This window comes from Granulicella sp. L46 (assembly GCF_009765785.1).
In the GTDB taxonomy this organism is placed as follows: Bacteria; Acidobacteriota; Terriglobia; order Terriglobales; family Acidobacteriaceae; genus Granulicella.
Genome location: NZ_LMUT01000003.1, coordinates 229,231 through 244,479, shown reverse-complemented (window position 1 = coordinate 244,479; position 15,249 = coordinate 229,231). Strand labels below are relative to the sequence as shown.

Sequence of the window (15,249 nt, the reverse complement as noted above, 5' to 3'; positions counted from 1 at the left end):
GGAACGCATGGCTGGTACGGAAGGTAACGATTTGCGCGAGTTGAAAGAATTGGTCGAGTTTCTCAAGGCCAATGGGATCGCCGAGTTTGAGATGGAGCGGCCGGATCTGAAGGTGGGGTTGCGCTTTGCGGGCGAGACCCCTGCCGCTGCACCGGGAATCGATCCGGCGCAGATGGCGGCGTTGCTGACAGCGGCGAAGGGCAGTGCGGCTCCAGCGCCTGCGGCAACTCCGGCTCCAGCAGCGGCGCCGGTAAGCATCGCTGCGTCAGCGGCAGTACCTGAGGCATCTGCGGCCGAGGCTGATCCATGGGCCGGCGCGCATATTGTGAAGTCTCCGATTGTGGGCACATTTTATGAGTCGCCCTCTCCGGACTCGCCGGCGTTTGTGCAGGTTGGTGATACGGTTGCGGTCGGCAAGGTGCTTTGCATCGTTGAAGCTATGAAGCTGATGAACGAGATCGAAAGCGATGCCGCAGGAAAAATCGTGCATGTGTTTGTAAAGCGGGAACAGCCTGTGGAATATGGGCAGCCGCTATTCGCAGTCAAGTAGCTGACGGCGTCACCGTCGACATCTGATTCCAGGAAGAAGAGCAAGGGCAAAGCATGTTTCGTAAGGTATTGATTGCCAATCGCGGGGAGATTGCATTGCGCGTGATCAGCGCGTGCAAGGAGATGGGAATTCGCACGGTTGCGGTGTACTCGGAAGCTGACCGTAACAGCCTGCATGTGCGCTTTGCGGATGAGGCGGTATGTATCGGGCCGCCGCCGTCGAAGGACAGCTATCTCAATGTGCCGGCGGTGATCTCGGCTGCAGAGATTGTCGGCGCGGACGCGATCCATCCGGGTTATGGGATGCTGAGCGAGAACGCGAACTTCGCCGAAGTTTGTCGCGCGTCGAATATTAAGTTCATTGGGCCGCCCCCGGAAGTTACGCGGATGATGGGTGAGAAAGCCACGGCGCGGCAGACGATGAAGAAGGCCAAGGTACCGATTTTGCCCGGTAGCGATGGCGCCATCGAGGATGTGGATGCGGCGTTGGAATGGGCAAACAGCGTTGGATATCCGGTGATGCTGAAGGCAGTGGCCGGTGGTGGCGGGCGCGGCATGCGGATTTGTCGCAGCAGGGAAGAGTTGCCGGCGTTGTTTCAGAGTGCGTCGCATGAGGCGCTGAATGCATTTTCCAATGGAGCACTCTACATGGAGAAGTTTATTGAGCGGCCGCGGCATATCGAGTTCCAGGTGCTGGCCGATGAGCACGGCAATGTGATGAGCCTGGGGGAGCGCGAGTGCTCTATCCAGAGGCGCCATCAGAAGCTGATTGAAGAGGCGCCAAGCCTGCAGATTACGCCCAAACAGCGCGAGGAAATGGCTAAGGTCATCCGGCGGTCGCTGAAAGATATTGGTTACTGGAATGCCGGAACGATTGAGTTCCTGATGGATGAGGATGGCTCGATTTACTTCATCGAGATGAACACTCGTATCCAGGTGGAGCACTGCGTTACCGAGATGGTGACGGGTGTGGATTTGGTGAAGGCGCAGTTGCGCATCGCGGCGGGCGAAAAGCTGCACGACATTGTGCCTGAGCAACCGAAGATGATTGGGCACGCGATTGAGTGCCGCATCAATGCCGAGCATCCGGAGAAATTCATCCCGAGCCCGGGGAAGATTACCGTCTTCAACCTCCCGGGTGGCAATGGTGTGCGCGTGGATACGGCGCAATATGCGGAGGGAGTTGTGCCGCAGTATTACGATTCGCTGATCGCCAAGCTGGTGTGTCATGGCAAGGATCGCGAAGAGGCGATGAACAAGATGCAGCGGGCGCTGAGCCAGTTTGTGGTGCAGGGAATTCATACGTCGATCCCGCTGCACCAGCGGATCTTCGCGGATGAAGAGTTTCGGTCGGGTAACTTCGATACGAAGTTCATGGAGCGGTTCCTGGAGCGGGAGAAGCTGAAGGCTTAAGCATGACGCTGCCGAAGCTTTACGCGATTGTGGACAGGGCGACGCTGGATGCTCATGGGATGAATGTCCGTGATTTTGCGCGAGGGATGGCGCTGGCCGGGGTGAACATGTTGCAGTATCGCGATAAAGGTGGGCCGCCGGACGAGGTGCTGCGCGCAGCGAAGGAGATTGTTGCTGAGTTTGCAGGGTCGGGCTGCGAGTTGATCATGAATGATCGACCGGACCTGGCGCTGCTGGCGGGTTGGGGTGTGCACGTCGGGCATGAAGATCTCTCGCCGGACGATGCGCGAAAGGTGCTGGGTGCGAGGCGGGTGATTGGAGTTTCGACGCATAACGACAGCCAGGTAGTGGAGGCGGATGCCTCGGCGGCGGACTATATTGCGATCGGGCCGGTGTTTGCGACGTCAACCAAAGCAGATACGCAGCCGGTTGTCGGGCTTGAAGGAGTGCGGCGGGCACGTGCGCTCACGCGAAAGCCGTTGGTGGCGATTGGTGGGATTACGCGCGAGAATGCGCGCAGCGTAATTGATGCGGGAGCGGATGCGGTGGCCGTGATTGGTGCGCTACTGACGACGGGCGAGCGGCCGGGTAAGATTGCGAAAGACTTCCTTGAAATTTTGCGATAGGGAACGGCGAACGTTAGCACCCTGGCTAAGCCTAGGCGGCCAGTGGCGCTTTGTTTCGTGTTTGCGATAAGGTTGGGGAACGTGATTCCGCAACAGACTGCTTCCCCCACAAATGTCGAGACCGCCTCTGCGCCCAGGTTTGTGCAGGGGATGGGTCTGTTTTCAGCTACCGCGATTGTGATGGGCTCGATGATCGGGTCGGGCATCTTTATTGTGCCGGCGGATATGAGCCGGGTGCTGGGGTCGCCCGCGCTGTTAATTGCGGCGTGGCTGGTGACGGCGCTGATGACGATCATTGGGGCGCTCAGCTATGGCGAACTGGCCGCGATGATGCCCAAGGCTGGCGGCCAGTATGTGTATCTGCGCGAGTCGCTGGGCCCGATCTGGGGCTTTCTTTATGGCTGGACGCTGTTTCTGGTGATCCAGACAGGGACAATCGCGGCGGTGGGTGTGGCGTTCGGGAAGTTCCTTGGCGTGTTCTTTCCGAGCGTTAGTCAGACGCACTGGCTGTGGCATGTGGGGAGTGGAAACGTTGGGTTGAGCACGGCGAATCTGGCCGCGATCGTCATCATTGTGCTGTTGACATGGACGAACACGCGGGGTGTGAAGCTGGGTGCGGCGGTGCAGAACGTCTTCACTAGTGCAAAGGTGCTGGCGCTGCTGGCAGTCATTGGGGTTGGAGTGCTGCTGTATTTCGAGCATCTGGACGGGGCCGGACTGGCGTCGAACTTTGGGCATAACTTTTGGTCGTTGGGGCCTTGGAAATTGCAAGGATTTCTCAGTCATCATGGTGAGTGGCTTGGCCAAGGCGAATGGCCCCGCGCGAGTCTGCGGGAAATTGTGTTGAATGTGGCGGTTGTCCTTGCGGTCGTACAGGTGGGTTCGTTGTTTTCAAGTGATGCTTGGAACAACGTCACGTTTACCGCGGGAGAGATTCAGAATCCGAAGCGAAATCTGCCGCTGAGCCTGGCATTGGGGACGGGTGTGGTGTTGCTGTTGTATATCGCATGCAATTTGGTTTATCTGAGTGTGCTGCCGATGGCGGGTATCCAGACCGCGCCGCAGGATCGGGTGGCGACGGCAGTGATGCAAGCGGCGTTTGGTGGGCTCGGCGCGAAGTTCATGGCAGCGGCGATTCTGGTAAGCACGTTTGGATGCGTGAATGGGATGCTGCTGGCTGGAGCTCGGGTGTATTACGCGATGAGCCAGGACGGGTTGTTCTTTAAGTCGGTAGGGAAGCTCGATGAGAAGACGAAGACGCCCGTGAACTCCTTGTGGATGCAGTGCGTTTGGGCTTGCCTGCTGTGTTTGAGTGGCCAGTACGGAAATCTGCTGGACTACGTGATTTTTGCGGTGCTGGTGTTTTATGTGCTGACGATTGGCGGTTTGTTTGTGTTGCGCAGGACTCGTCCAGAGGCTCCGCGGCCTTACAAGGCGCTTGGATATCCTGTGCTGCCGGCGCTGTATATCGTGATGGCGATATGGATTTGTGGTGTACTGTTGCGATATAAGCCGCAATACACGTGGCCAGGGTTAATTCTGGTGCTGCTGGGCTTGCCGGTGTATTGGGTGTGGACGAGACGAAGCAAGAACGTGGAGCAGGCCGTCCAATAGAAGAAGACGAATCAATATTTGGGAGAACGAGAGCGAATGGCGAATCTGCTGGCGATCAAGCCGCTGTCCATGTTGTTGAAGGAAGCCGAGAATGAAGGCGAGCATAGTCTGAAACGGGCACTTGGGCCGCTGAACCTGATCACGCTGGGTATCGGCGCCATCATTGGAGCGGGCATCTTTGTGCTGACGGGACAGGCGGCTGCGAAGCATGCGGGTCCGGCCGTGGTGCTTAGCTTTGTGGTGGCGGGAATTACTTGCGCTTTTGCAGGACTCTGCTACGCGGAGTTCGCTTCGCTGATTCCGATTGCGGGATCGGCCTATACCTACGGCTATGCGACGCTGGGTGAGTTCGTGGCGTGGATCATCGGCTGGGATTTGGTGCTCGAGTATGCGTTTGGCGCGGCGACGGTGGCATCCGGCTGGAGCGGCTACCTGGTTGGTTTGCTGCAGGACTTCCATATTCATCTGCCGCCGCAATTGACGACGACGCCGGGCAATGTTCTGGTCCTGTATCAGGATCGCTGGCAGCCGATCGCTTCACTGGCGCCGGGTATAAGCACGGCTGGGCTGCCGCACGTTACCGGGGTGTTCAACCTCGTGGCCTTTTTGGCGATTCTTGCGATCACCGCGGTGCTGGTGATCGGGATTGAGGAGTCGGCCAATCTCAACTCCGCGATTGTGATTGTGAAGCTGTTTGTGGTGGGAGTTTTCCTGGTGCTGGGAGTCGGGTTCATCCTGCATCACCCAGACGTCGCGAAGGCCAACTGGCATCCGTTCATTCCGCCGAGCCAGGGGCCGGGCGCGTTTGGTATAGGGGGCATCACGGCGGGCGCGGCTTCGATCTTCTTTGCGTACATCGGGTTTGACGCGGTGTCGACGGCCGCGCAAGAGGCAAAGAATCCTCAGCGCGACATGCCGATCGGCATTCTTGGATCGCTGGTGATCTGCACGATTCTGTACATCCTTGTGTCGGGCGTGCTGACGGGGCTGGTGAACTATCACTCGCTGAACGTTGCCGACCCAGTCGCGGTGGGTATCGATGCAACGGGCGTTCGCTGGGGATCGATCCTGGTGAAGATTGGCGCGGTGTTCGGTCTTGGAACCGTGATGCTGGTGATGCTGCTTGGCCAGTCGCGGGTGTTCTTCTCGATGTCGAAGGACGGCTTGCTGTGGAAGTGGGCGAGCGCGATTCATCCGAAGTTCCGGACCCCGTGGATCTCGAACATTGTGGTTGGGCTGATCGTGGCGTTCATGCCGGCGCTACTGCCCATCGACAAGCTGAGCGAACTGGTGAACATGGGCACGCTGCTGGCGTTTGGCATCGTGTGTGCCGGGGTCTGGATCTTGCGGCGACGGAATCCGAGTCTGCATCGGCCGTTCAAGACGCCGCTGGTTCCTCTGGTGCCGATCCTCGGGATCCTGAGCGCGGCGTATCTCATTTGGACCCTGCCTTCATTGACCAAGATTGTGGTCGTCGGATGGCTACTGGTGGGGCTGGTGATTTACTTCACCTACAGCGTCAAGCACAGCAAGGTGCAGAAGCTGCCCGCTTCCGAACAGGCGCCATTGATTGATCCGATCTTGTAAGCGGCGATGGGATCAGGCCCCAACTCTTCTGAACCAGAAATCAGATGCTGGAGGGGGATGTAGTGGAAGGAGAGCTCGGCGCCGGTGGCGTCGGGCTCTCTCGCTTTTGGGGCGCTGGAGTTGGCTGGGTGGTCGGGGCAGGGTTGTTCGTGTCCGGGGCCGTCTCCTGGCCGGAGGGTTCCGCGTCGCCGTGAGTGCTGTGTGCTGCGTGATGAATGTGGGTCGCCGGTGATGCAGGCGTCGGAAGAACGGCTGATTGGATGCTCGTGGGATCGTCGCGAAGTTTGAAGAAGATCGTTGCAGCCGAGGAGTGGGGGATGGTGAGGGTGGTGCCGGTGTAGCCGTCAGGAACCGAGACCGCATCGGAGAAATCCGGATTTGCCGAGACCCCTTGAAGAAGAAATAAGTTCATGCCCGTGATCGTGCAGGGTTGGGTGATGTCCGCCGGGCATTGGAGCTGAGAGAGCGTGGGGATGCGCACCAGGGTTACGAGCGACAGCCAATCGCTCGCGGGCGACACAGGATCGTCGGTGCCGGTGTCCGCGGTTGCGGCCGCAGTTCCGGGCTCGGTGGGCGTGTCCGAAGCGTGACGGTCGTTATGATGCGAGGCGGCGACAGGATAGATCGCGCGCATGCGTAGGGCACCGAAGGCACTGGGGCCAAACGACCGCAGCGGATCCAACGTTGCCACGATGGTGTGCGGGTCCTGCAGGAGCAGGCCACCCGAGGGCGCAAGGGTGAGGACGGTGCGCAGGGTGCCGTCGAGCGTCTCAATCTCGATCTGGCCGTTGCGTGGAAAGCGATCCGGACTCTTCAGGGTGAAGGTGAACAGCGAAGTGAGGGGAAGATCATCCGGGTTCGAAAGGTTGATATTGGAGGTCTTCGAATCAGGGATAGACGTCTTGCGCAGCAGCGCGATGACCGGGCGCGGCGCAGAGACAACCAGTGGCACAGAGAGGACGCGGCCGTCGCGGAGTGCAAGGGAGGCCGTCAGCTTTTCGCCGACGTGGGTGGGTGGGATGGGCCGATTGGCAGGCAGATCGAAGTGAAGGGTTCCCGCCGAGGTGGAGTCGGGAGGCTGAACATCGTACGAGGCATCGGGTGCGGGCGAGAAGACAAGATCGCCGAGGGTGATCTTGTCGATTTCGCCGAGCCGCGTGCCGGTGACGACCAGGGTCTTGTCGCCCGCATGTAGTTCAACAGCGGTGACGGTGGCGGGTTCGGAAAAGGTACGGGCAGAAAGGTGGTCCGGCTTGGGCTGATCGTACTGCTGGATGGCAAGGTGCAGATCGCCTGGCGTCAGGTCATGCTCGAGCGGCAGGGTGAGAGCGAGAATGTTTGGCCGATCAGGTTTTGGCTGCGGCTTGAAGGGCACCGGGAATGGGTTTTCAGCCTCTGGATCCGCCGTGATCGTGTGGACGCAGGCTGAGCCGGTTGAGTTCAGTAGGAGCGTCGCGGTATGGCCGGCGATGAGGTCATAGGTCGGCTCTTTGCCTGCGCCGGAGGATGGGACAACGGTCCAGTCGGTGCCGGGAAGCTGCTGCAACTGGACGGTGGGGCCGGTGAAGCTGTCGAATCCCCAGCGGCCCAGGATGACACCGGTGAGCAGCGCAGGTTTCGGTTGAGGCTTGGGCGGCGGTGCGGTCGGGTGAGGAGCCAGTTTGGAATCCGCGAAGGGATTGGGCTGGCCTGAGCCGGCTGCCTGTAGCGGCGTGGCCTCATGCAGAGGGATGTGGTGCTGTTGATCCTTCTGCAACACGAGGCCGCCGTGGTAGGCGTCGGCGGTGAGTGGAATGTCCGGCTCGGACGGCGCGCCGGGAGGAGTGTTCAGATGCAGAACGAGGTCATGGGCAAAGTCCGTGGAGAAGACCAACGGCGCGCCTTCGATGGGAAGAACGACGGACGGCTTGATCAGGCAGGTGACCTCGTTGGGATCAGCGGGGCGCAGCGGCGGCGTAACGACAGACTGCACCGCTGGAAGCGCGATGACCAGAACAGACTTAGGATTATGGAACGACGGCGGCGTGTTCAGGCGCAGATTCATGGCGTCGTCCTGCGGGAAGCTGATGGCAGGGATGTACTGATACTGAGCCGAATGCAGGTTGCTCATGATGCGAACGACGTCGACGATGGCCCCCACGTATGCCGAGTAAAGACCGCCGCCTGCCGCCGCCGTGTAGCTGGCCTGGGAGATGAGGTCGGAGGTCGGGCCGTTGAGCACGTTCGAGAGGGTCTGGCCGTTTCCGTCGTCGAGAACAATTTGTGAGCCAGTTTGGGTGAGGCAGGTGAATTGCGTGTCGACTGGTTGCTTGAAACAGGCTTCATTAGGTTTGAGGTCCAGCGTGCGCGCCAGCAAATCGGAGTGCTTGGCGAGCAAGGTGGGATCAGCTGGAGGAACTCGGCGGATGGAGGCGATGTACTTCTCGATGCGAGCTTCCTCGAAGCCGGCCTCGATTAGATCCTGGGAGGCGCGAACGAAGGCGCCCGGCCGCCCGCGGACGGCGGATTTGAGAGTCTTAAAGTCGCCGCCTGTTTCGGGCGCGAGGAACATGATGGCTTGTTGGGCGTCGGCGGGAACGGTGACGAAAGCACCCTCGGCTTTGACCTTGGGATCCCAGGTCTCGATGCGGAAGAACCAGTCCTCAGGTGGCGGGTTGGTGTTGCCGCGGAGGAAGACGCAGATCAGCAGGTAGTGGACCGACTGCGAAGCTGGAAGTTCCGGGTGGATCCAGAGCTTATCGCCGGGCTGCAGGTTGGGAACGGCGGCGATGGGGAGCGTCTGACCGTCGCGGGTGACGCGAACGTCAATCTTGGGTCCAATCAAATCGAAGCGTGAATCAGCGGCGTAGCCCAGTCTGCAGCAGGAGAGGAAGAGAAGGGGCAGCAGCAAAAATCGGACGCGCTTATCCATACTGCTAGTTTAGATGCCCGGTCGTAGCTGTGGTAACCAGGAAACGCCTGGGGCTGTGCAGGAGGTTCCCGGCGGAGGAACGCCAGCCTCATTGATCAGCCTGAGCAGGTTGCAGACGATTGGGAGTCCCATCGCACTTAGTTTGGCTAGTGGGAGGGCTCGCCGGAGTGTCGAACGGCGGAAATTCCGTGCTCGGCGTTGCGCATGCGGGCGCTCGGTCCATCGGACTCCACCGAACCGTCGCGAATCGAGATCACGCGGTGAGCGTAGTCGGCGATGTCGGGCTCATGAGTAACCAGGACGATGGTGTTGCCCTGGGCGTGGAGCTCATCGAAGAGCGCCATGATCTCGACCGAAGTCTTGGAGTCAAGATTGCCTGTGGGCTCGTCGGCGAGGATGATGGAGGGTTTGTTCACCAGGGCGCGAGCGATGGCAACGCGCTGGCGCTGACCGCCGGAGAGTTCGTTCGGCTTGTGATTCATGCGCTCGCCAAGGTTGACCGACTCCAGCACGAACTTCGCGCGGGCGATGCGTTCTGCGGCGGGGGTGCCGTTGTAGATCAAGGGCAGCTCTACGTTGTGCAGCGCCGTGGCGCGAGCGAGCAGATTGAAGGTCTGGAAGACGAAGCCGATCTCCTTATTGCGGATGCGGGCAAGTTCGTCGTCGTTGAGCTGGGAGACATCGTGGCCGTTGAGCCAGTAATGGCCCTCGCTGGGCGAGTCGAGGCAGCCGATCAGGTTCATGAGCGTAGATTTGCCGGAGCCGGAGGGCCCCATGATGGCGACGTATTCGTTGTTGCGGATGCGGATGTCGACGCCGCGCAGGGCGTGGACCTGCTGATCGCCCATCTCGTAGGTCTTCCAGAGATTGTCGGTGACGATGACGTCGCCGGGGTGGGGACCATCGGCGTTGGCCCCGATGCGATTCTGTGCCGGTGCAATGACTTCGGAGGTGTCGATGGTCATAGGTGTCTCCGTGAGAACGGTGGAAGAAAAACGTTAGCTGGAACTGTCGTCCGTAACCGCGACAGGAGTGATTGAATTGTCGCGTTTCACAGCAAGGCCACTTCGAAGCGTACGCAGGATTTTGTAATGCCCTGTGACGATCTCGTCGTCCTGCTTGAGGCCGCTGAGGACTTCGATGTCGGTAGTACCGGTGATGCCCGTCGTTACCGGTACGAAGCGAACGCGGAGACGGTTTTCATCCTTGGCAATGAGATAGACGCCTTGAACGAGAGTCGACTGCTTGCCTGGGGTCGCGGGAGTCGCAGTGGTGGATGCCTTGCCGTGATTCTTGAAGAGAGAGGCTTCCTCTGCGGGATCACGCATGACCAGCGCCTGAATGGGGATGGTGAGGGTGTCTGGCTGATGTGCGGTGGTGATCTTGGCGGTGCAGGAGAGGCCGGGACGGAGATCAATCTTGACCGGGTCGAGGGTGACGACGACCTTGAAGTCCTTAGCCTCTTCGGTGCCGGTGGTGGATTGCGAGGTGGCGAGACCGGTGGTGCGCAGGAGAGCCTGATCGCCGACTTCAGTGACCTTGCCGGTGAATGTCTGGCCAGGGAAGGCGTCAACGGTGACGGTTGCGGTTTGACCGAGAGCCACATTGACGATGTCTGTCTCGTCCACTTTGACTTCGGCGGTGATGGTGGACATGTCGGCGAGGGTCATCAGGGTCGATCCCGCGGAGCTCTGGATGCCGATGATGACGGTTTCGCCCTCGCGGACGGGGATGTTGGTGACCAGGCCATCGAAGGGAGCGACGCTGCGGGTGAGGCCGAGCGAATAGGTATCGCCTTTCAGCGTGGCGGTGTTTTGCTGAACCGTGCTGCGGGCAGAAGCGGTCTGGGCGCTTGCCTGGCTGACGGCAGCTTTGCGCTGGGCAAGGGTGGCGACATCCACATCGTAGGCAGCCTTCTTGGCGTCGAAGTCCTGCTTGGCGATCAGGTTGTCCTTATAGAGCGCCTGGGCGCGCTGATAGTCGAATTTCTTCTGCTCGAGGTCCGCCTGGGCCTGTTCTACGTTGGCTTCAGCGGTCTTCTCTGCGGCAACGTAGGAATCGACGTTGGTGCGTGAAGAGGCGATGGTCGCCTGCTGGGCGGCAACGGCGCTGGCGGGCTGCTCGCTTTCGACGGTGGCGAGTAATTGGCCCTTCGCAACGTGGTCGCCCTCTTTTACGTAGAGGTGAGTAATGCGGCCGAAAGAGGTTGCACCGACGTTCACAATGGTCTTGGGCTTGATCTGGCCGGTGCCGCTCACGGTGGATACAAGGTCTCCGTGGATGGCCTTGGCGGTGGTTACGGCGGGCACGTCTGAGCGGCTGTGCAGCACCGTTCCAACGATTACACCGGCCACAACGAGCAGGATGACGACGATCAGCAGAATTTTCTTACCGGTCATGGACGCTTTCTCTTGCGGAGGGCGTCCAGTCGACAAGACACAGATCCGCTGTTGGATTCATCGAAATGGGATACGCAGGCAGACTGCGATCGGTTCCATAGCATTGGGAACAGATGCTTTGGGAACCAGAATAAACAGAACTCTAGATGGACGATTGCGGTCAAGCGGTCAGGAAAGCTCCTTCGATGACCTGATGATATCAGTGGGTTGCTTGGAGCCTTGTGCATGCGGCTTCCCGAGATTAGAATAGAGCGTCTAAGTAAATTAGGAGCAGGGCCTTACCCAATGAAAATGTTTTTGTCGCGCTTTGTAGTTCCAGGTATGGCTTTTGTGGCACTCTCGTGTACCAGCATGGGGGTGGTTGCGCAGACTACTTCCCCAAATACCACCCCGGCACAGGCGACCCAATCGACCCCCGACACAGGTAGCGTGACGAAGACCCCTCCGGTGGCGGAGAAACCCGATCCGTTGAAGCGCCGCTTGAGCGACCGCGAGGAACGCGAGCGCCGCAATGCAACCAAAATCGAGTTGAAGGGCACGTACAAGACGTGGCTGGAGGCAGATGTGCGGTGGATTATCACCGACCAGGAGGCCAAGACGTTCAAGAGCCTCTCCAACGACGAAGAGCGTGACTCGTTCATCGAGCAGTTCTGGCAACGGCGCAACCCGAATCCTGATTCGAACGATAACGAGTATCGCGATGAGTATTATGCACGCATCGCCTATGCGAACGAGCATTTCGCGGCCGGTCAGCCGGGATGGATGACAGACCGCGGGCACATTTATATCGCCTACGGAAAGCCGGACAGCATCGACTCGCACCCGTCGGGTGGAAGCTACGAGCGTCCCATGGATGAAGGCGGCGGCGAAACATCGACCTTCCCCTTCGAGGTGTGGCATTACCGCTATCTGGAGGGTATTGGTGACAACATCGACATCGAGTTTGTGGATACCTGCATGTGCGGTGAGTATCACGCAACCATCGACCGTTCCGAGAAGGATGCCCTGAAGCATGTACCTGGAGCGGGGTTGACGCAGTACGAGGAGATGGGTCAGGCCAAGAAAGCGGACCGTTTCTCAGGCGGCGGGCTCGAGCAACTCGGCAATGGTCCGATGTCGTCTTCGCAGCAGAGCAAGGAATTTGATCGGCTGGATACGTTCTCCAAGTTGTTTGCCCCGCCGCCGGTTAAGTTCGCAGATCTGGACGATTTCCTGGCCACCTCGAAGGTGCTCTCCGGACCGCCGTTCCTGTTTGACGTTCGCACCGACTACGTGAAGCTGACCAATGAGACGGTCATGGTTCCCGTCACGCTGCAGATTCGTAACGGCGACATCACGTACAACACCAAGGAAGGTGACTCGGTTGGAACCGTCAATATCCTTGGCCGCGTGAGCACTATTACCCACCGCATCGTGTACACGTTTGAAGACACGGTGAAGGTTGAAACGCCCAGTGATCTTCTGCAGCGCACAAAGAACAACATGTCGGTCTACTGGAATGCGATTCCGTTGCCTCCGGGACGTTACAAGCTGGAGATTGCCATCAAGGATGTCAACAATCCTGACCACATGGGCGCATGGAGACGGAGCGTGGATGTGCCCGAATTTGATGACGACCGGCTGGCTTCCTCTTCGCTCATCCTTGCGGGGGAGATGGAGCGGGTACCCTCGAAGGACGTGGGCGCTGGAAGCTTTGTGATTGGAAACACGAAGGTTGTGCCACGGGTTCCGCCGACGTTTGCAGCGCCTGTGACCTTCCACAGGGCGCAGAACCTGAACTTCTGGATGCAGGTCTATAATCTGGGCATTGGCGAGAACAAGCGCAACGATGCCACGATCGAGTACCAGATTCTCAACATGGCGACGAACAAATCGGTTTTGGATATGCAGGAGTCGGCCTCAAAGTTGAACCCCAATGCCGACCAGCTGACACTGGAAAAGACGATGCCGCTGGCAGGCCTCGAGCCGGGCAAGTACCAGGTGACCATTAAGGTGAACGACGGGATCTTGAAGCAGACGATTGATCAGAGTGCGCCGTTCATTGTTGAGCAGTAAGGTCGGGCAGTAAACGCAAGGGGAGCAGTAGACCCAAGCGAAGCAGTAGACGCAAGCGGGCCCGTTCGAACGTGGGCAGGTGAAGGGCAGTTCAGCCGATCTTCCGGCGCACGAGGAGTCAAGCTACGCAGGACAGTACCGCGATAGCAGCCTCCACCAGCTAGACAGCCGTCCGGCTTCCCGACTGGGCGGTCCATCGGAGAGCCGTAGACGCGCGAATGAGGGTTTGAGCGCGGTGAAACGAGTTTTACCAGGTTTGTTGCTATTGATCATGGTTGCTGGTAGTGGGCAATTGTTCGCCCTGCAGACCTCTGCCATCATCTCAGGCACCGTCCGAGACGTTCGCGGTACGCCCCAGATGGGTGCGCTCATTGAGTTGATGCGTGCCGAGGACGGCACCATCGCGACCGCGGTCAGCGACGATCACGGCCGCTACATCATGGCCACGGTGACGCCGGGCCGCTACCAGCTGCGCGCGACCGCAGCTTTTTTTATTCCTCTTCTGCGTAATGACGTGCGCTTGCGAGCGGGTGTGCAGTCGATCGTCAATCTCACGATGAACAACCTGTTCGACGCCGACAACTGGCTGCCGGCGCAACGCCGAAGAGCCGATGAGCCGGTTGACGACTGGAAGTGGACCTTGAGATCGGCCGCAAACCGGCCGTTGCTGCGGCTGGTGGATCCAGAGAGCGGTGCGCCGATCTCTTCCAGCGCCGATCAGCCGCACCGTGTCTCCTCGCAGGGAAGAATCATGTTGACCAGCGGAGACGGAGTCTTTGGAGACGGCGGCCTGCACCAGGCGTTCGTCCTGGACAGAACGATGGAGGACGGAGATGGAGCTGTGCTGCGCGCCGATGTCGGGGATGTGCAGACGGGTGGGGACACCCCGCAGCCGTCCATCGCGTTGATTACAGGCTACGAACGTCGCAGCCCGCTGGGTGGAAGCACGCGGTTGGTCTCGAGCTTCCAATCACATCCGGAGTTGACCGATGGAGGCTCGGGTGGTTTCCAAGTGCTGCGGCTGGCGAGTACCCAGCAGTTCGCGCTGGGTGACATGTTCCTGATTGACGCGGGGACATTGATGGAGGCCGAACACCTCGAGGAGACCCGCCTGGAAGCTGAACCATTCATACGATTTACCGCCCGCCCCGGGAATGATGTGGTGGTGGAATATCGGTATGCTTCCAGCCGTGAGCTGCAGAGCTCGGATGGTCTCGATCAACTGAAACCTGCGTTGTTCGTGGTGCCGGACGCGAATGGCAAGCCGCTTAGTGACCGGGGTATGCATCAGCAGCTGTCAGTGAGTCGTAAGCTGGGTAGCCGCGTGATCAGCGCCTCGGCCTATATCGATAGGCTCCCGTATGGAGCCATTGGTGGCAGTGGGCTGATGAGTGCCAGTTCGCTGCAGCTGGCGAATGCAGTAGCCGATCCAACTACGGGAACGTTCCAGGTCGGCGGTCCCGGATATGCTGCGCGGGGTTTGAGCGTTTCGCTCATGCAGACGCTGACACCGGCGCTGTCCGCGTGGGTGGAGTATGACCTCGGAACTGCTCTGAGAAGTGGTGGCGACCTAGTGATGACAAATCTGGCCGCCGGCCTGACGCCCCAGACGACCGCGGCCGCCAGCGTGGCTCTCAGAGGAAGAATCGTTCGTACCGGCACGTCGCTGAAGGCGGAATATCGCTGGCAGCCGGCCAATACACTCACCCAGGTGAACGCTTACAACGTTATGCCGGAGGAGGCATACGTGACCTTCTATGTGCGGCAGAGGCTGTGGTCCGGAAGCATGCTGCCGCAGGGGTTGGATGCCGTGGTGGAGGCGACCAATCTATTGGAGCAGGGCTATCAGCCCGTGCTCGCGCCGGACGGTCAGACGCTGATCCTGGCGCAGGTTCCGCGGGCAATTCAGGGCGGCTTGTCCTTCAACTTCTAGGCTGTGCGTCCGCCTCGGCTGTTCCGCTAACCTATTCAATTATCGAAACTTTTGGTAGTGTTTCTCGTTGTCGGCGCCCGCTTGCGCGATTTTCCTCATCGGGATGGGAGATGATGGTAGAGAGTAATTTCCCTTGAATGCAGGCAGTTAAACGGCCTTGCG

The 15,249-nt window shown here is 59.5% G+C and carries 10 protein-coding genes; 7 read left to right on the top strand and 3 right to left on the bottom strand.

The window, feature by feature from the left end; all coding sequences use genetic code 11:
- Positions 1–7: 7 nt before the first annotated feature.
- The 5 genes from accB (at position 8) to GSQ80_RS01905 (ending at position 5,789) form a co-directional block, all read left to right on the top strand.
- Positions 8–550 (top strand): acetyl-CoA carboxylase biotin carboxyl carrier protein, encoded by a 543-nt coding sequence (gene accB / locus GSQ80_RS01925; protein WP_158785822.1) that lies wholly within the window; start codon positions 8–10, stop codon positions 548–550.
- 53 nt (positions 551–603) lie between these two features.
- On the top strand, positions 604–1,962 hold the full coding sequence (gene accC, locus GSQ80_RS01920) for an acetyl-CoA carboxylase biotin carboxylase subunit (protein ID WP_158785821.1): 1,359 nt from the start codon (positions 604–606) through the stop codon (positions 1,960–1,962).
- 2 nt (positions 1,963–1,964) lie between these two features.
- Positions 1,965–2,588 (top strand): thiamine phosphate synthase, encoded by a 624-nt coding sequence (thiE, locus tag GSQ80_RS01915; protein WP_158785820.1) that lies wholly within the window; start codon positions 1,965–1,967, stop codon positions 2,586–2,588.
- Between the two features lie 150 nt (positions 2,589–2,738).
- Positions 2,739–4,202, top strand: a complete 1,464-nt coding sequence (locus tag GSQ80_RS01910; RefSeq protein WP_158786202.1) for an APC family permease — start codon at positions 2,739–2,741, stop codon at positions 4,200–4,202.
- Positions 4,203–4,238: 36 nt separating this feature from the next.
- Positions 4,239–5,789: an amino acid permease gene (locus GSQ80_RS01905; RefSeq protein ID WP_158785819.1), complete on the top strand. Its 1,551-nt coding sequence runs from the start codon at positions 4,239–4,241 to the stop codon at positions 5,787–5,789.
- Between the two features lie 40 nt (positions 5,790–5,829).
- Here GSQ80_RS01905 and GSQ80_RS01900 read toward each other — a convergent pair whose 3' ends face one another.
- The 3 genes from GSQ80_RS01900 to GSQ80_RS01890 all read right to left on the bottom strand — a co-directional run bounded on the left by GSQ80_RS01900 (position 5,830) and on the right by GSQ80_RS01890 (position 11,099).
- Positions 5,830–8,700 (bottom strand): hypothetical protein, encoded by a 2,871-nt coding sequence (locus tag GSQ80_RS01900; protein ID WP_216850084.1) that lies wholly within the window; start codon positions 8,698–8,700, stop codon positions 5,830–5,832.
- A gap of 146 nt (positions 8,701–8,846) precedes the next feature.
- A complete protein-coding gene (locus GSQ80_RS01895) occupies positions 8,847–9,665 on the bottom strand; it encodes an ABC transporter ATP-binding protein (RefSeq protein ID WP_158785818.1) in 819 nt (272 codons plus the stop codon).
- A 33-nt stretch (positions 9,666–9,698) separates the two neighbouring features.
- The gene (locus tag GSQ80_RS01890) at positions 9,699–11,099 is read right to left on the bottom strand and encodes an efflux RND transporter periplasmic adaptor subunit (RefSeq protein ID WP_158785817.1); all 1,401 of its coding nucleotides are present in this window, start codon (positions 11,097–11,099) and stop codon (positions 9,699–9,701) included.
- A gap of 291 nt (positions 11,100–11,390) precedes the next feature.
- On the opposite strand from GSQ80_RS01890, the gene GSQ80_RS01885 reads away from it, so the two are divergent.
- Positions 11,391–13,154 (top strand): GWxTD domain-containing protein, encoded by a 1,764-nt coding sequence (locus GSQ80_RS01885; protein ID WP_158786201.1) that lies wholly within the window; start codon positions 11,391–11,393, stop codon positions 13,152–13,154.
- Positions 13,155–13,389: 235 nt separating this feature from the next.
- Positions 13,390–15,087 carry a carboxypeptidase-like regulatory domain-containing protein gene (locus GSQ80_RS01880; RefSeq protein ID WP_158785816.1) on the top strand — a complete coding sequence of 566 codons (1,698 nt, stop codon included), beginning with the start codon at positions 13,390–13,392 and terminating at the stop codon, positions 15,085–15,087.
- The last annotated feature ends 162 nt before the right edge of the window (positions 15,088–15,249 follow it).